Genomic DNA, 16,275 nt, shown 5'->3' with positions numbered 1-16,275 from the left:
ATGGATGAAGAAAAAGATTTGGCCCAGCGAAAAAAAGAAGCCGCTGAGCGGGCAAAACAGCTGGCGCGCGAACGGCTCGCGGCTAGGCAGGCAGATGAACAGGCCAAGTCAGCCGCCGAAACGGGCAGTTTGAAAACGCCCCCGAATTCGAATGGCAGCCAGCTCGAAACAACGAAGGGAGAGGCAACGGAACCGGCATCGGCCGACGATCTTGCATTGGCGAAAAAACGAGCAGCCGAGGAAGCGCGGGCGAGGGCCGCCGAACTGCGAAGACAGCGGGAAGCAGCCGCGACAGGCGGCGCGACCGAAGGCGACCTCGAGGCGGCGAAGAGAAAGGCGGCGGAGGAAGCGCGGGCGAGGGCGGCGGAGCTGCGAAGACAGCGCGAGGCCGCTGCGTCTGGTGCGGCGACCGAAGGCGACCTCGAGGCGGCGAAGAGAAAGGCGGCGGAGGAAGCGCGGGCGAAGGCGGCGGAACTGCGGAGACAGCGCGAGGCGGCGGAAAGCGGTGCGGAGGATGATCTTGAGTTGGCGAAGAAAAAGGCAGCTGTGGCCGCGAAGGCGAGAGCTGCTGCATTAGCCAAACAAAAAGCCGCTGAAGCGTCGGGCGACGATGACGAGCTAGCCAAGCAAAAAGCGGCCGCCGCGGCGAAAGCGAAAGCTGCGGCCGCGGCAAAAGCGCGGGCGGCGGCCTTGGCGAAGCAACAAGGCGGCGCTGGCGATGAGGGGGCGAAACAAAAAGCGGCAGCGGCCGCCCGGGCGAAGGCCGAAGAAACTGACGGAGGAACCGGACGGTATGCCGCTCCGTCGCCGAACGATCCGCTGCTTGAGAAATATGTCCGCATCATTCATGAGCATCTCGGTTCGGACGTGTTCGAGGATGCATACATCAACCGGCTGGCGAAAGATGTGCCGACGCTTGTCGTGAAAAAAGAGGCGTACTACAAAGTCGCCGAGTTGTTGAAAGGCCATGAACAGCTTCGGTTTGATTATTTATCCGAGCTGCACGGCACCGATTTTCAAACGCATATGGAAGTGTACGTCCATTTGTATTCCTATCCAAACCGGCAGCCGGTGGCGCTGAAAGTCAAAATCGAGCGCGACAACCCGGAAGTCGATTCGCTCGTTCCGCTTTGGCCGGGGGCGAACTGGCCGGAGTGCGAAGCGTACGATTTGCTTGGCATCCGTTTCCGCGGCCACCCGAACTTAATCCGCATCTTCCTCGGCGAACAATGGGTCGGGCATCCGTTGCGCAAAGATTACGAGCCGTATGATGCGGAGGTGTAGATGATGCTGCGCACAGAAGAAATGATTTTAAACGTCGGCCCTCAACACCCGAGCACGCACGGGGTGTTCCGCCTCATTTTAAAAATTGACGGCGAGATCATTCAAGAAGCGACACCGGTCATCGGCTATTTGCATCGCGGAACGGAGAAAATTGCCGAAGGGCTGCAATATACGCAAATCATCCCGTACACCGACCGGATGGACTATTTATCAGCGATGACGAACAACTATGTGCTTTGCCATGCGGTCGAAACGATGATGGGCATTGAAGTGCCGGAGCGGGCCGAATATTTGCGCGTTCTCGCCATGGAGCTTGGGCGGATCGCCAGCCACCTTGTCTGGTGGGGGACGTACTTGCTTGACCTTGGCGCGACGAGCCCGTTTTTGTACGCGTTCCGCGAACGCGAAATGATTATTAATCTATTAAATGAGCTGTCTGGAGCGCGGTTGACGTTCAACTATATGCGCATCGGCGGGGTCAAATGGGATGCGCCGGACGGTTGGATTGACAAAGTGAAGCAGTTCGTTCCGTACATGCGGGAGAAACTTCACGGCTATCATGAGCTTGTCACCGGCAATGAAATTTTCCGCCAGCGCGTCACCGGCGTCGGGCGGTATACGAAAGAAGAGGCGATCAGCTATTCGCTGAGCGGCGTCAACTTGCGGTCGACCGGCGTCAAATGGGATTTGCGCAAAGATGAACCGTATTCGATCTATGACCGCTTTGATTTTGACGTGCCGGTGCGCGAGGGCGGCGATTGCCTCGCCCGCTATGAATGCCGGATGGCGGAAATCGAACAGTCGCTCCGCATCATCGAGCAGGCGTGCGAGCAATTTCCGCCTGAGGGGCCGATCATGGGAAAAGTGCCCCGCATCATTAAAGCGCCGCCGGGTGAGACATTTGTCCGCATCGAAGCGCCGCGCGGCGAGATCGGCTGCTATATTGCGAGCGACGGCAAAAAAGAGCCGTACCGCCTCAAATTCCGGCGCCCATCGTTTTACAACTTGCAAATACTCCCGAAGCTGCTCAAAGGGGAAAACTTGGCCAATGTCATCGCCATTCTTGGGTCGATTGACATTGTGCTTGGGGAGGTCGACGGATGATGGAACAATGGCTTGAATCCACGCCTGGCTGGTCGAACATCGCCCTGTTTTTCGGGCTTGGGGCGCTGCTTTTGGCGGTTGTGCTCGCCTTTGTCACATACGGCATTTTGGCTGAACGGAAAGTGATGGGGTTTATGCAAGGGCGCATCGGCCCGAACCAAGTCGGCGGCCGCTTCGGACTGCTGCAAACCGTTGCCGATGTGTTGAAGCTGCTTTTGAAAGAGGATACGATCCCGAAAGCGGCCGACCGTCCGCTCTACGTGCTGGCGCCGATCATCGCCTTTGTGCCGTCGTTTATGGTGTTGGCGGTATTGCCGTTTACCGATGCGTTCCGGTTCGCCGATATTGGCGTCGGCCTTCTGTATTATATCGCTGTCTCCGGCTTGACGACCGTCGGCGTTGTCGCCGGCGGCTGGGCGTCAAACAACAAATACGCTCTGCTTGGCGGCATGCGGGCAGCCGCGCAAATGATTTCCTATGAGATTCCGCTCGTCATGTCAGCGCTTGGCGTCGTGCTTTTGGCTGGAAGCATGAATTTAGTCGACATCGTTGCGGCGCAAAAAGACGTCTGGTTCATTTTCGCCCAGCCGTTGGCGTTTTTGATTTTCCTCATTGCCGCGGTGGCCGAGTTGAACCGGACGCCGTTTGACTTGCCGGAGGCGGAGTCCGAGTTGGTCGCCGGCTTTCATGTCGAATATTCCGGATTCCGTTGGGCGTTCTTTATGCTCGCCGAGTATGTGTATTTGTTCGCCATGGCGGCGCTTGTGACGATTTTGTTTCTCGGCGGCTGGCATCCGGTCGCCTTTCTCGGCTGGATTCCTGGCGCGGTCTGGTTTGCGCTGAAGTTTTGTGCGGTTGTTTTCGTCCTCATTTGGTTTCGCGCCACATTTCCGCGCGTGCGCGCCGACCAGCTGATGGAGTTCGCCTGGAAAGTGCTGCTTCCGCTTTCGCTCGTCAACATTGTGCTGACGGCGGTCGTTAAAGCGTGGTTTTTCTAAAAAAGCCGGTGATTTAGTGAAAAGTCGCGAAAAACGGACTTTTCTCAAATTGAGAAGTCCTGTAAAATCAACGTCTCTCTTTCAACCAAAAGCAACGGATTCGGCGAAATCGGTCGTTTTTCGCCAGTCCTCTAAAGAAACAAAGCAACTTGTCTTGCCAGGAAGGGGGCAGCCGCCCATGAGCATGGCCTCCTCCTTCGGGCAGAGGTCGTGTCGGAACGCCACTTTTCCCATGAGAGGGGTAGACGGATGATAGGGTTGATGAAAGGATTGGCGTATACGTTAAAAGAGTTGACGCGCGAAAAAGTGACGTACGATTACCCGCACGAACCGCTCCCGCTCCCGGATCGGTTTCGGGGCATCCAGAAATTTTATCCCGAAAAATGCATCGTGTGCAACCAGTGTGTCAACATTTGCCCGACCGAATGCATCCAGCTGACCGGGAAAAAACATCCCGATCCGACGAAAAAAGGGAAAGTGATTGAGACGTACAACATCAACTTTGAAATTTGCATTTTATGTGATTTGTGCACGGAAGTATGCCCAACGGAAGCGATTGTCATGACGAACAACTTTGAGCTCGCGGAATACAGCCGCGACGCTCTGTATAAAGATTTGGCCTGGCTTGATGAAAACGATACGAACATAAGAAGGGAGAATAAGCCGTGAGCGGAACGGACATCGCCTTTTTCTTGCTCGCCCTCACGGCGATTGCCGGGGGAGTGACGATGCTCCAGCTGACGAACGTCGTCCATATGGTCATCGCCCTCGTCATGACATTTTTGGGCATTGCCGGGCTGTACGTGCTGTTGTCCGCCGAATTTGTCGCTGTTGTGCAAGTGCTCATCTATTCCGGAGCCATCACGATCATCATGCTGTTTGCGATCATGCTGACGCGCCATCACACAGACGAAAGGGAGCGCCAAACCACCGGCGGCGTCTGGCATAAAGCGGTTGCCGCCCTCTCCGTCATCGCCTTCGGCCTTGCCGTCTACTTCGGCATCCGCCAGCTCGACTTCAGCGCTGACGGCAGCGCGCTGGCGGGCGACAACGCTAAGGCGATCGGCAAGTTGCTTTACTCGTATTATACGATTCCGTTTGAAATCGTGTCTGTCATTTTGCTTGTCGCCTTAATTGGCGCGATCGTGTTGGCGAAAAAAGACGGCAAGGGGGCGGAAGACGAATGACATTATCGGCCTATTTAGCGTTGGCGCTGATCTTGTTTTGCATCGGGCTGTACGGGGCGCTCACGAAGAGGAATACGGTCATTGTGCTCATCTGCATTGAGCTGATGTTAAATGCGGTTAACATCAATTTCGTCGCGTTTGCCAAATACGGCGCCCATCCCAGCGTTCACGGGCATGTGTTCGCGCTGTTTGCGATCGCCGTGGCGGCGGCGGAAGCAGCCGTCGGCTTAGCTGCGCTCATCGCTTTTTACCGCAGCCGGAAGACGGTTCAAGTCGATGAAGCCAATTCGTTGAAACATTAGAGAAGGGGATGGGAACGATGATGAACCTAGCTTGGGTTGTGCCGCTGTTCCCGCTTGGTTCGTTCATTCTGTTGCTGCTGTTCGGACGGAGATGGAAACAGGCAAGCGCCTATGTCGGCATCGCCGCGGCGTTCTTGTCGCTGCTTTTGGCGCTCGCGGTGCTTGTGGACCGCCTCGGCGGGTCGACGTATGAGGCAAACTGGACATGGATGACGATAGGCGGCGTGACGTTGACGGTCGGGATTTCCGCCACCGCCCTAAACGCTTGGATGCTCGTCGTCGTCGCACTCGTCAGCTGGCTCGTCCATGTGTATTCGCAAGGGTACATGGCTGGCGATGAACGGTTTTCCACCTTTTACGCGTATTTGGGCCTGTTTACGTTTGCGATGCTCGGTCTTGTGCTGTCGCCGAATTTGCTGCAGGCGTACATCTTTTGGGAGCTCGTCGGGCTTGGATCGTTTTTGCTGATCGGTTTTTACTTCTATAAGGAAGAAGCAAAAGCGGCGGCGAAAAAAGCGTTCATCATGACGCGCATCGGCGACGTTGGCTTTTTCATCGGCATGATGTTGCTCTTTTGGCAAACGCACAGCTTTGATTACGACGACATTTTCCGCGCCGTCGGCGACGGGACGCTGTCGCCGGGGATGACGACGCTCGCGGCGATCTTGATTTTCATCGGCGCCATCGGCAAATCGGGGCAATTTCCGCTCCATACATGGCTTCCAGACGCGATGGAAGGCCCGACGCCGGTGTCGGCGCTCATCCACGCTGCGACGATGGTGGCGGCCGGTGTGTACCTTGTGGCGGCATTGTTTCCGCTGTATGAGGCAAGCCATGCAGCCATGATGACTGTGGCGACGATCGGCGGGGTGACGGCGATTTTCGCCGCGACGATCGGCTTGGTGCAGACGGACATTAAGCGCGTCCTCGCGTATTCGACGATCAGCCAGCTCGGTTATATGATGTTGGCGCTTGGCGCCGGCAGCTATGTCGCGGCCATCTTCCATTTGACGACGCATGCGTTCTTTAAAGCGCTCCTCTTTTTGGCCGCCGGGAGCGTCATTCATGCCGTCCGTACGCAAAACATCGAGGAAATGGGCGGGCTTTGGCGGCGGCTGCCATGGACCGCGCCGCTATTCCTCATTGGGGCGCTGTCGATCAGCGGGGTTCCGCTATTCGCCGGCTTTTTCAGCAAGGACGAAATTTTGGCCGCCGCCTGGACGAACGGGCCGCGCCTCCTCTTTTGGCTCGCGGTCGCTGCCGCGCTGTTGACGTCGTTTTATATGTTCCGGCTCTTTTTCCTCGTCTTTGCCGGCAAAGCGCGGCATCATGAGGATGCTCATGAAGCGCCAGCCTCGATGGTGGCGCCAATGCTTGTGCTCGGCGTGCTGTCGATTGCATCCGGATACATGCAAACGCCATGGTTTGGCTCGTTCCTTGGCGAATGGTTGACGGATGGAGCGTATCGTCATGAAGCGGCGCCGGGATGGATCGCTGTTTTGGCGACGATCGTGTCGTTTGCAGGGATTTTTCTCGCTTGGCTGATGTACGGGGCGCAGAAAATGCCGCGCGATTGGCTGTCCGCGCGTGTTCCGTATGTTGATGAGCTGCTGCGCCGTCATTACTACATCGATGACATTTACCGTTTGACGGTCGTGTCGCTTGTGTCATGGATCAGCCGCCTGTTGACGTATGTCGACCGCTTCCTTGTTGAAGGGCTCGCCCGGCTTGCCGCCGGCATTGTCGGCGCGGCCGCCTCGGCTGGGTCGCGCGGGCAAAACGGGCAGGCGCAGACGTATGGGGCGGTGACGGTGGCCGGATTGGCGATTTTGGTCGTCATTTTCGCCTTAACAGGGGGGTACTGGCTATGATGTTTTTATCGCTGCTCGTCTTTTCGCCGCTGTTAGGCATCGTGTTGCTGATGTTTGTCCGCAAAACGGATGAACGAATGATTCAATGGCTCGGAACGGCTGCCACCGTACCGCCGCTCATTTTGGCGTTGTTTGCTTTCATTCAGTCCGGGCGCGGGTTTCGCCTCGAGCGGCTCGACGAAGCGCGGGACTGGGTGCGGCTTGCTGACCTGCCATTTTTGACGGACGCGGCGTATGTGATCCGCTATGAGCTCGGCATCGATGGGCTGTCGCTTGTCTTTATCGTTCTGACCGCGGTGTTGGCGACGTTGGCCGCTTTGGCGTCGATGCTTGTCAAAACGGAGAAAAAAGGGTATTTTCTCTGGCTGCTGGCGCTTGAGATTGGCATGCTCGGCGTATTTTCCGCCGCCAATTTCGTTTGGTTTTTCCTCTTCTTAGAAGTGACGTTGGTCGCTATGTTTTTGCTTGTCGGCAAGTGGGGCGGGTTTGAGCGCGAGCGGGCGGCGTACAGCTACTTGTTGTACAACGGGCTCGGCTCGGCTTTGTTGCTTGTTGTGATCGCGGTGCTGCTTGCCCGAACTGGAACAGCGAACTTTGCCTTGCTTCATGAAATGTTACATAATCCAGCGGCGGAAGGGCAACTGATTGCGCCGTTGACGGAGGAAGGGCGTCGCTGGCTGCTCGGCGGGCTGTTGTTGGCATTTGCCGTCAAGCTGCCGGCTGTTCCGTTCCACTGCTGGCTCATCCGCGTCCACGTCGAAGCGCCGCCGCCGGTGGTGATGCTTCATGCCGGGGTGTTGCTGAAAATCGCAGCGTATGGGATGATTCGCTTCGGGGTCGGCTTGTTTCCGGATGAGTTCCGCTCGTTTGCCGGCGTTCTCGCTCTATTTGGCGTCATCAACGTGCTGTACGGCGCGCTGTTGGCGCTTCGCCAGCGCGAATTGAAGCGCGTGCTCGCCTACTCAAGCGTGTCGCATATGGGGGTCGTGCTCATCGGACTCGGTGCGTTGAATGAGGCCGGCATTCAAGGAGCGGTCTTTCAATCGGTGGCTCACGGACTCATCTCGGCCTTGTCGTTTTTGCTTGTCGGCGTGCTCGCTCATCGAATGGGAACAACGGACATCAACCGGCTTGGTGGACTGACGAAAGCGATGCCGCTCTTTTCCGGGTATTTGCTCACAGCGGCGCTCGCCTTGCTCGGTCTGCCGGGGCTGGCGGGATTTGTCGGTGAATTCACGTCGTTTCTCGGGCTGTTTCAAACGAAGCCGGCCCTTGCCGCCGTGGGTGCGCTTGGATTGATCTTCGCCGCTGTCTATTCGCTGAAAGCCGTCCTTGATATCACGTTCGGCCGCCCCCGCGACCGGCGGGAAGCGGTCATGGGCTGGCGTGAGCCGCAAGCATCTGCGGCAAGCCTAGGTGAACCGCAAGGGGGCGTCGTTGACTTGCAAGGAAAAGAAGCTGTGCCGGCGTTCATCCTCGTCGCGTTGATCGTGGCCGTCGGCGTCTATCCACAGCTATTGGCCGCGCCGCTTACGGCCGTCGTCAAGACGATGATGAACGGGCTAGGGGGTTGATCACATGAACGATGTATGGCAATCCGATTGGAGCATGATGGCGCCCGAATGGATCGTCCTCGCGGCCGCCATAGCGCTGTTGGTGATTGACTTGGCGCTGCCGAGTGATCGAAGCCGCCGGCCGCTTGCTTGGGGCGCCGCGGCGGCGGCGGCGCTCGCCATGATCGCGACAGCGGCGATGATCCCGGCCGGGTCGGCATCGATTTTGCATGATACGTTCCGGCTCGATGCGTTCGCCAAAGCGTTCAAGTTCATTTTGCTGGCTGGCGGAGCGCTCGCTCTGCTTTTAGTGGCCGAATGGGCGCCGAAAGAAGGCAGTCCGCACCGCGGCGAATTTGTCTATATGATGTTGTTTGCGCTGCTTGGGGCGATGATGATGGCGTCTAGCGGCGATTTGCTTACATTATTTGTCAGCCTTGAGCTGCTTTCGGTGTCGTCCTACATTTTGGCCGGTTTGCGCAAAACGGCGCCGGCATCGAACGAGGCGGCGCTCAAATACGTCATCAATGGCGGCATCGCCACCGCCATCATGCTGTTTGGCATGAGTTATGTGTTCGGCTTGACCGGAACGACGAATCTCGGCGGCATCGCGCGCCGCTTGCAGGAGACGAACGAGCCGTACATGCTTGCTTTGGCGTTTCTGCTTTTGCTCATCGGCGTTTCGTTTAAGCTGGCGACTGTTCCGTTTCATATGTGGGCGCCGGACGTGTACGAAGGAGCGCCCGTTCCAGCGACCGCGTTTTTTGCCGTCGTGTCGAAAACGGCCGGCTTTGCCCTTCTTCTCCGTTTGCTGGTGACGATCTTTGCCGCGGCGCCGTCTGAAGGGCGTGACCCATCATCGCTTCTTTTGTCGATGCAGCCGATCATCACCGTGTTAGCTGGATTGACGATGATCATCGGCAGCGTCGTGGCGCTTCGGCAGCGGAGTTTAAAGCGGCTGCTCGCCTACTCAGGCATCGCCCACGCCGGCTACTTGCTCGCGGGGTTTGCCGCGATGTCATGGGCGATGATCGATTCGCTCTGGATGTATTTGCTCGTCTATACGTTGATGAACATCGGGGCGTTTGCCATTATTGCCCATATTGTCAATGAAACCGGATCCGATGATTTGGATGGGCTCGCCGGCTTATATCGGCACCGCCCATTTCTGGCTGCGGCGTTCGGGCTGTTTTTGCTCTCGCTCGCCGGCATCCCAGGAACAGCTGGCTTTATCGCCAAGCTGCATATTTTCATCGGCCTTGTCGTCACAGAGCCGGGCCATTATGTGCTCGCCGCCGTGATGGCGATCACGACCGTCATCTCGTACGTGTATTATTTCAATTTGATCGTCCAGCTCTTTTTCCGCCCGACGTTCACCGCGCCGCTTGGCCGGCTGCCGGCCGGGCTGTCGACCGCCGTCGTTCTTTGCGCGCTTGGAACGTTGGCGATCGGCTGGGCGCCGGGGCTTGCTTACGATATGCTTGCCCAGTTTGGGCATTTTGGCGATTTTTTGCCGTAACGGTAGAATAAAGGGAGAGGGAGAATGCCTCTCCTCTTTTTTTGCGCCGCCGGCTTCGTTTGGAAAGGAGGGGATGCGCTGCGTGCTTTGCGCAGGAAAGCTCCATCGAGCAATGTTTGCTTTCCACCTAGCATGAAAGTTTCAAGGCCTGCGCATTTTCATAGAAAGAGGGGAATGCTCATCCCGCTGGCTTTGTTTCGGGACGAGGAGCACCTTGGATGTGCGGCCGGTGCTGTTTCGGGGGAGAAGAGCTTGTCATGCGACGCTTAATCTGTTTTCGAAACGCATGAAGTGCTTTGGCTGCACGCCGCGTTCCGAAAAAGAGGAAATGCTTCGTATGCGCCGTTTCACATATGCTTGAGAAAGAGGTGAAACTTGATGATGCTGGTCATCGGCCAACAAGCGTTGATTTCGATTATCGTTCATTTGGCGTTTCTAGCGGTGACGTGGTGGACGCTGCAGGCGGTGCGGCTCGAGGTGCTGCTTCGGCCGAACCGCGTCGTCCAAGGGCGGCTGCTGTACATTTTATTGACGATTGCCATCGGCTCGACGGTGGCGAACTTTTTCCTTGACTATTGGGCTTGGTCAACCGATTTGCCGTATTTGTTCCGCGAATAGGGAGGCCCGGGGCGCCGTGGTGCTTCGGCTCCCCCTCCAACTGTCCGCTTGCCCCGCCCTCTGTCCGGCCGATCCGTTCTTGCCGCCGCCTCTTTGCTCCCCGTCCCGTCCCCTTCTTCCATGGATTCTCGGCTGTTTGCCCTCCGCTTTGATGTTTATTTATGAAAGCGATTTCAAAAATCGCCGGTTGTCGATTTTTTTGACGTATGTTCCCTTGCCCGGTGGCAACAATAACAAGTAAGGAGAGGAAGGGAACGAAGATGAGAAAAAATCCAATCTGTTGGCTGATGGCGCTGGCCGCCGCGGTCTTGTTGTTGGCCGCAGGGCAATACCGGACGGAAGGCGCGCGGGGGAACGAATGGTCCGAACCGTTGGAAATGATGGCGCACACATTGGCGCAACACGGTGCCTCGCTCGGCCGCTGGGTCGTGTACACAAGAGAGTATGCCCACGATATTCAAAATGATGCGGACTTTTTCAAAAAAATGGCGGAGTTCAAACAAACATACCGCTCCTTCCGCTGGACGTTCCACCAAACTAGCCATTGGCAAAAAGTGATCGGCACGAATGAACATTCCTTTTTTCGTGAACAAATCCAGCTCGTGATGACCGTCACAAATGGAACGCCGCAAACGTATATCCTCTATGAAGCGACCGGCCCAACGTGGAGCCAAGCTGGGTGGAAAGAAGCAGCACAGCACATTCAAAAAACGACGAACGGACTATTTGTGAATCACTCTACATTTTTCGCTTGTATTGAAGGCGAGTTCAGTGGTAATATGGAAGGTGGTTTGTTCGATCAAGCTTCTCAATTGCTTCGCGATTTTCAAGCGACGCCTGTCGAGTGGCTGCGGGAAGAGTCACTCGTTTCCCTGTCTGCATATACTGGGCAGTGGAAGAACGTTCTCCCGGCCGCCAATCATCAGCCGATCAACCTGCAACTCGCCTTGAGAGAAAAATTGGGCGGCAAGACGCGCGTCGTTGCTGGAACCCCAATCATTACCATTGAATACTAATATAGAGAAATTGGACGCGGAGGGGAATACCTTGGAAAAGATCATCGTCCGTGGCGGAAACCGGTTGAGCGGCACCGTCAAAGTGGAAGGCGCAAAAAATGCCGTTTTGCCTGTCATCGCTGCCACTTTATTGGCTACGAAAGGAACAAGTACGATTCATGATGTGCCTGCTCTTTCCGATGTATATACAATCAGTGAAGTGCTCCGCTATTTAGGCGCCGATGTGCACATTGCCGACGAGACGGTCACCGTCGATGCCACCGGTCCGTTGACGGTGGAAGCGCCGTTTGAATATGTGCGAAAAATGCGCGCGTCGGTGCTTGTCATGGGGCCGCTGTTGGCGCGCAACGGCCGAGCCCGCGTGGCGCTGCCGGGCGGCTGTGCCATTGGCTCGCGCCCGATCGATCAACATTTAAAAGGATTTGAAGCGATGGGCGCGTCTGTGAAAGTCGGCAATGGCTTTATCGATGCGGAAGTGAACGGACGGCTCCGCGGCGCCAAAATTTATTTGGACTTTCCAAGCGTCGGGGCGACGGAAAACATTATGATGGCCGCCGTGCTCGCGGAAGGCACGACTGTGATCGAAAACTGTGCGAAAGAGCCGGAAATCGTCGATTTGGCGAACTTTTTGAACGCGATGGGCGCCAAAGTGCGCGGCGCCGGCACCGGAACGATTCGAATCGAGGGAGTTGACGAGCTCGTCGGCACAACGCATACGGTCATTCCGGACCGCATCGAAGCCGGCACGTTTATGGTGGCGGCGGCAATCACCGGCGGCAATGTCCTCGTGCAAGGAGCCGTTCCGGAACATTTAGGCTCGCTGATCGCTAAACTCGAAGAAATGGGCGTGACCGTCATTGAAGAGGAAAGCGGCTTGCGTGTCATCGGTCCGGAAAAGCTGAAAGCCGTCGACATTAAAACGATGCCATATCCGGGCTTTCCGACCGACATGCAGTCGCAAATGATGGCTCTCTTGTTGAAAGCGGAAGGCACGAGCATGATCACCGAGACGGTGTTTGAAAATCGCTTTATGCATGTGGAGGAATTCCGGCGCATGAACGCCGATATTAAAATTGAAGGGCGTTCCGTCATTATCAATGGCCCGTGCCAGCTGCAAGGCGCCGAAGTGGCGGCCACCGATTTGCGCGCAGCGGCGGCGTTGATTTTGGCTGGACTCGCGGCGGACGGCTACACGCGCGTGACCGAGCTTCGTCATCTCGACCGCGGGTATGTCCGCTTCCACGAAAAGTTGGCTGCGCTTGGGGCCGACATTGAACGCGTCCGCGAAGAAACAGAACAATTCGACCAAATTCAAACGATCCAATGGAACGGATAAAGAGCGAAAAACGACCGTGAACTGCCTTCGAGCAGGGAATGGTCGTTTTTTCTTGGAACACGGGCGACCGTCGAAGGACGGTAAAAAAACAACCGTTCGTTCCTAACGGTCTGTTTTGAAGCTCAGAGAAAGACCGTCTGTATGAAATTTCACCATAAGCTTGATCGCATCGCGCGAAGCAAGTCGCGACGGTGGTGAAACATGTGCTTTCGAGAACCCCCTTGTTCCATCGCCCCCTATTCAGTCACCGACTTTTTTCAACGGCTTCATGTTTAGCAGGATGGCGATTTAAGGGGAAATGCTGTTCTCCAACAGTGTTTCTCAAATGGAAAAACCTTGCAACACCATAGCGTCATTCCTTGCGATTTCTCACAAACTGGGCGAATCCGTTGTTTTTCACCAGCCTTTTAGGCGGAGTGCGAAACGCGCTCATGGAGGTTTTGGCTGGAAAGAAAACTGTCATATATACTTGTCCGAGCCCATAACTATAGTAACGAACCGAAGCCAACGCAGGCATTCATTCGCGATGTCCGCTTGTGCTTGGAAAATGCATATTGGGGGCTCGGCTATGGTGAAACGACTGAAACCGGTGATGGCGCTCGCTCTCTCGCTGTTTGTCGCCATCCTCGTCATTCCGACGGCGCTCGTTCTTCCATTTTATGACGGGAAGGTGGCCAAATTGGCCGAACAACTGCACAAGCAAGAACAAGTCCAACGGTCGCAGGCAGCCGAAGGACCGTCCATCGACGTGGCGGTCTATCGAAGCAAAGAACAACGCGTCGAACATATTCCCCTCGAGCAATACGTCATCGGCGTCGTTGCGGCGGAAATGCCGGCCGAATTTGAACTCGAGGCATTAAAGGCGCAAGCGTTGACGGCAAGAACGTACATCGTGAAGCAATTGCTCGCCAACCAGCCGTTTCGCCTGCCAAAAGGAGCGAATGTGACCGACACGGTGGCTCATCAAGTCTATTACAGCGATGACGAACTGCGAAAACTATGGGGCAGCGACTACGATTGGAAAATGAAAAAAGTGACAAAAGCGGTGATGGACACGCAAGGGCAAATTTTGACATACAACAATGAGCCGATCGAGGCGCTGTTTTTTTCGACAAGCAACGGCTATACGGAAAATTCGGAAGCCTATTGGCAAAGCGATTTTCCGTATTTAAAAAGCGTCGCCAGCCCATGGGACAAACAATCCCCAAAGTTTTACCAGCGAAAAACGATGCCAGTGGCGGAATTCGAGCGAAGACTGGGGGTCGAACTGCCCGCTGACGGCTCAGTCGGCGTCATTGTATCGCGCACTCCCGGCCGACGCGTCGGCGAAGTGAAGATTGGCGGCAAGACGTTTACGGGCCGCGATGTGCGCGAACGGCTCGGATTGCCGTCGAGTGATTTCACCTGGGTGCGCAACGGAGATGACATCATCATTACGACGAAAGGCTACGGCCATGGCGTCGGCATGAGCCAATACGGAGCCAACTTTATGGCCAAAGAAGGGAAAACGTACGCTGACATCGTCAAATATTATTACCGCGGCGTTCATATTTCGTCGGCGACGGCGTTTTTAAACAAATTGACCGCGAAAAATGGATGAACCGGGGTTCTGCCGCCCCGGTTTTCTGTCAAATGTTCGGGGCAAACGGCAGGGAGACGCCCCTCGCCATGCGCCCCTCATTTTTTTGCATAAAATCTAGTCGAATGTCAAAAAATAAGTGAAAAAATTATTTTCTATGTGTATATCTTTTCCTCTTTCTGTTCAAAATGGTTGCTGAGGTGATGAACATGAGAGAGGAACAAAAACAATCGTCGCTGAAGCGTCTGTTCCGCAAACGTTGGGTATTTCCGGCGATCTATTTATCGTCTGCCGCATTAATCGTCGCTGGTGCGCTTTGGTTCCAATTGGGCAAAGAGGAGAATACGGGCAGAGACAACGTGGCGAAAAACGGCACCGCCCAGCAAGAAAATCCGGCTGTTCCGGTCAATGAAACGGTCGAAACGATTGCGATGCCGGTGCTTGATCCAAATGTGGTGCAAGTGAAAACGCCATTCTACGATGACAAAGCATCGGAAGCAGAACAGGAAGCAGCCCTCGTCTTTTATGATCATACGTACCACCCGAACCAAGGCATCGATCTTGTGCGCCAAGACGGCAAAACGTTTGATGTCACCGCTTCCTTAAGCGGCACGGTGACGAAAGCGGAAAAAGACCCGATTTTGGGATATGTTGTCGAAATCAATCATGAACAAGGGGTCACGACCGTCTATCAATCGCTCGCTGATGTGAAAGTCGAAGCCGGCGACACGGTGAAACAAGGCGAAGTGATCGGCAAGGCAGGGCAAAGCGAATTCAACAAAGAAGCCGGCATCCACGTCCACTTTGAAATTCGCAAAGACGGCCGGGCGGTCAACCCGATCGACTATGTCGACAAACCGTTGACGGCTTTGACTGACAAAGCGGAAGACAAAACGGGAACCGATCGCGCCGCCACGAGCAAAGAAAAAGAATTGATGCCAAGTGACGAAACAGCGCCGACAGACGAAAACCCAGCGAATGAACAACCATCGGCTGACGACCATTCGACGACGCCAAGCGACAACAATCAAGACGAAAACAACGACGCTTCATCCTACAAAACGCCAGACGCCTCGATCGGCATGGCAAGAGCGTAATCGACAAGGCGTCGAGCAAGAGGAAACGAAAAACGCGACGAAAAGGCCTGTCCGTTTGCCAAGACAAGCGGGCGGGTCTTTTTTCATCGTCGTTTCACGAGACTTTTGCACCGCAGGGGCTGCGGACGGGGATTGAAAAAGCTTTTAACCTCATGCTAGAGCCGTTATAATGATAGAAAAATGGATGCTAGGCGGGTGACAAGGCGATGAAACTAGATGACATCGACCGCAAAATTCTTGAACTGTTGATTGAAGATGGCCGCATGTCGTACGTCGACATCGGCAAAAAGCTGAACCTTTCGCGCGTCGCCGTCCGCGAGCGGGTCAATCAGCTCGTCAAGCACGGTGTGATTGAAAAGTTCACCGTTGTCATCAATTCAGAGAAATTCGGCAAGCAAGTTTCAGCGTTTTTCGAGGTCGACTGTGAACCAGCGTATTTGGTCGAAGTAGCGCAAAAGCTGGCCGAAAACCCGAATGTAGCGAGCTGCTACCAAATGACAGGCCCGAGCACACTCCATATGCATGTCCTCGTTGAAGATTTTGCCGCCCTCGAAAAATTCATCAACAATGAACTGTATGCGTTAGAAGGCATCACGAGAGTGGAGAGTCATATTTTGCTGCGCCGCTTCAAGAGCCGGACGGGGTTGAAGTTGTAGCCGCCGCCTCTGGTAGGGCCGTGAAGCCCGGTAAAAAGCGTCCCGTAAAGGGGCGTTTTTTATTCATAATAAAAAATTGGCTCTTCACCACAAGTTGTACTTGAGATTTTAAGATAGGTATGCATAGGGAAAATAGAGGATACAAAAAATGCGAA

15 protein-coding genes are annotated in these 16,275 nt (G+C 55.3%); all 15 read left to right on the top strand.

Annotated elements, in window-relative coordinates; translation table 11 throughout:
• The 15 genes from ABS784_RS11035 (at position 1) to ABS784_RS10965 (ending at position 16,120) form a co-directional block, all read left to right on the top strand.
• The gene (locus ABS784_RS11035; protein WP_062899054.1) at positions 1–1,284 is read left to right on the top strand and encodes an NADH-quinone oxidoreductase subunit C; all 1,284 of its coding nucleotides are present in this window, start codon (positions 1–3) and stop codon (positions 1,282–1,284) included.
• A 3-nt stretch (positions 1,285–1,287) separates the two neighbouring features.
• A complete protein-coding gene (locus ABS784_RS11030) occupies positions 1,288–2,388 on the top strand; it encodes an NADH-quinone oxidoreductase subunit D (RefSeq protein ID WP_014196947.1) in 1,101 nt (366 codons plus the stop codon).
• Positions 2,385–3,386: an NADH-quinone oxidoreductase subunit NuoH gene (nuoH, locus tag ABS784_RS11025; protein ID WP_011232819.1), complete on the top strand. Its 1,002-nt coding sequence runs from the start codon at positions 2,385–2,387 to the stop codon at positions 3,384–3,386. Before ABS784_RS11030 ends, nuoH begins: the two co-directional genes overlap by 4 nt.
• A 249-nt stretch (positions 3,387–3,635) precedes the next feature.
• The gene (nuoI, locus tag ABS784_RS11020; RefSeq protein WP_013146600.1) at positions 3,636–4,055 is read left to right on the top strand and encodes an NADH-quinone oxidoreductase subunit NuoI; all 420 of its coding nucleotides are present in this window, start codon (positions 3,636–3,638) and stop codon (positions 4,053–4,055) included.
• Positions 4,052–4,573, top strand: a complete 522-nt coding sequence (locus ABS784_RS11015; RefSeq protein WP_079935635.1) for an NADH-quinone oxidoreductase subunit J — start codon at positions 4,052–4,054, stop codon at positions 4,571–4,573. The genes nuoI and ABS784_RS11015 overlap by 4 nt, the downstream gene beginning before the upstream one ends.
• Positions 4,570–4,875: an NADH-quinone oxidoreductase subunit NuoK gene (gene nuoK / locus ABS784_RS11010; protein WP_011232815.1), complete on the top strand. Its 306-nt coding sequence runs from the start codon at positions 4,570–4,572 to the stop codon at positions 4,873–4,875. The genes ABS784_RS11015 and nuoK overlap by 4 nt, the downstream gene beginning before the upstream one ends.
• A gap of 17 nt (positions 4,876–4,892) precedes the next feature.
• Entirely contained in the window at positions 4,893–6,746 is a 1,854-nt protein-coding gene (gene nuoL, locus ABS784_RS11005) for an NADH-quinone oxidoreductase subunit L (protein ID WP_025039089.1), read from the top strand.
• Positions 6,743–8,320: an NADH-quinone oxidoreductase subunit M gene (locus ABS784_RS11000; protein ID WP_011232813.1), complete on the top strand. Its 1,578-nt coding sequence runs from the start codon at positions 6,743–6,745 to the stop codon at positions 8,318–8,320. The genes nuoL and ABS784_RS11000 overlap by 4 nt, the downstream gene beginning before the upstream one ends.
• 4 nt (positions 8,321–8,324) lie before the next feature.
• Positions 8,325–9,818 carry an NADH-quinone oxidoreductase subunit NuoN gene (gene nuoN, locus ABS784_RS10995; protein WP_014196943.1) on the top strand — a complete coding sequence of 498 codons (1,494 nt, stop codon included), beginning with the start codon at positions 8,325–8,327 and terminating at the stop codon, positions 9,816–9,818.
• A 378-nt stretch (positions 9,819–10,196) separates the two neighbouring features.
• Complete coding sequence (locus ABS784_RS10990) at positions 10,197–10,436, top strand: DUF1146 family protein (RefSeq protein ID WP_014196942.1); 240 nt, start codon at positions 10,197–10,199, stop codon at positions 10,434–10,436.
• A 260-nt stretch (positions 10,437–10,696) separates the two neighbouring features.
• Positions 10,697–11,452, top strand: a complete 756-nt coding sequence (locus ABS784_RS10985; RefSeq protein WP_011232809.1) for a YwmB family TATA-box binding protein — start codon at positions 10,697–10,699, stop codon at positions 11,450–11,452.
• Between the two features lie 31 nt (positions 11,453–11,483).
• The gene (murA, locus tag ABS784_RS10980) at positions 11,484–12,788 is read left to right on the top strand and encodes a UDP-N-acetylglucosamine 1-carboxyvinyltransferase (protein WP_014196941.1); all 1,305 of its coding nucleotides are present in this window, start codon (positions 11,484–11,486) and stop codon (positions 12,786–12,788) included.
• 568 nt (positions 12,789–13,356) lie between these two features.
• Positions 13,357–14,388, top strand: a complete 1,032-nt coding sequence (spoIID, locus tag ABS784_RS10975) for a stage II sporulation protein D (RefSeq protein WP_011232807.1) — start codon at positions 13,357–13,359, stop codon at positions 14,386–14,388.
• Positions 14,389–14,576: 188 nt separating this feature from the next.
• Positions 14,577–15,464 carry a stage II sporulation protein SpoIIQ gene (spoIIQ, locus tag ABS784_RS10970; protein WP_021321921.1) on the top strand — a complete coding sequence of 296 codons (888 nt, stop codon included), beginning with the start codon at positions 14,577–14,579 and terminating at the stop codon, positions 15,462–15,464.
• Positions 15,465–15,670: 206 nt separating this feature from the next.
• Complete coding sequence (locus ABS784_RS10965; protein ID WP_015376050.1) at positions 15,671–16,120, top strand: Lrp/AsnC family transcriptional regulator; 450 nt, start codon at positions 15,671–15,673, stop codon at positions 16,118–16,120.
• Positions 16,121–16,275: the final 155 nt, after the last annotated feature.

The sequence above is a fragment of the Geobacillus sp. G4 genome (genome assembly GCF_040327975.1).
Classification (GTDB): Bacteria; Bacillota; Bacilli; order Bacillales; family Anoxybacillaceae; genus Geobacillus; species Geobacillus thermoleovorans.
Note: the sequence above shows the minus strand (reverse complement) of the source record. Positions and strands in the feature narration are given on the sequence as shown.

Coding starts and splice junctions, on each gene's coding strand:
- ABS784_RS11035 (WP_062899054.1), top strand. CDS start 1: ATGGATGAAGAAAAAGATTTGGCCCAGCGAAAAAAAGAAGCCGCTGAG.
- spoIIQ (WP_021321921.1), top strand. CDS start 14,577: ATGAGAGAGGAACAAAAACAATCGTCGCTGAAGCGTCTGTTCCGCAAA.
- ABS784_RS10965 (WP_015376050.1), top strand. CDS start 15,671: ATGAAACTAGATGACATCGACCGCAAAATTCTTGAACTGTTGATTGAA.
- nuoK (WP_011232815.1), top strand. CDS start 4,570: ATGACATTATCGGCCTATTTAGCGTTGGCGCTGATCTTGTTTTGCATC.
- ABS784_RS10990 (WP_014196942.1), top strand. CDS start 10,197: ATGATGCTGGTCATCGGCCAACAAGCGTTGATTTCGATTATCGTTCAT.
- nuoL (WP_025039089.1), top strand. CDS start 4,893: ATGATGAACCTAGCTTGGGTTGTGCCGCTGTTCCCGCTTGGTTCGTTC.
- ABS784_RS10985 (WP_011232809.1), top strand. CDS start 10,697: ATGAGAAAAAATCCAATCTGTTGGCTGATGGCGCTGGCCGCCGCGGTC.
- nuoH (WP_011232819.1), top strand. CDS start 2,385: ATGATGGAACAATGGCTTGAATCCACGCCTGGCTGGTCGAACATCGCC.
- ABS784_RS11030 (WP_014196947.1), top strand. CDS start 1,288: ATGCTGCGCACAGAAGAAATGATTTTAAACGTCGGCCCTCAACACCCG.
- spoIID (WP_011232807.1), top strand. CDS start 13,357: ATGGTGAAACGACTGAAACCGGTGATGGCGCTCGCTCTCTCGCTGTTT.
- nuoN (WP_014196943.1), top strand. CDS start 8,325: ATGAACGATGTATGGCAATCCGATTGGAGCATGATGGCGCCCGAATGG.
- nuoI (WP_013146600.1), top strand. CDS start 3,636: ATGATAGGGTTGATGAAAGGATTGGCGTATACGTTAAAAGAGTTGACG.
- ABS784_RS11000 (WP_011232813.1), top strand. CDS start 6,743: ATGATGTTTTTATCGCTGCTCGTCTTTTCGCCGCTGTTAGGCATCGTG.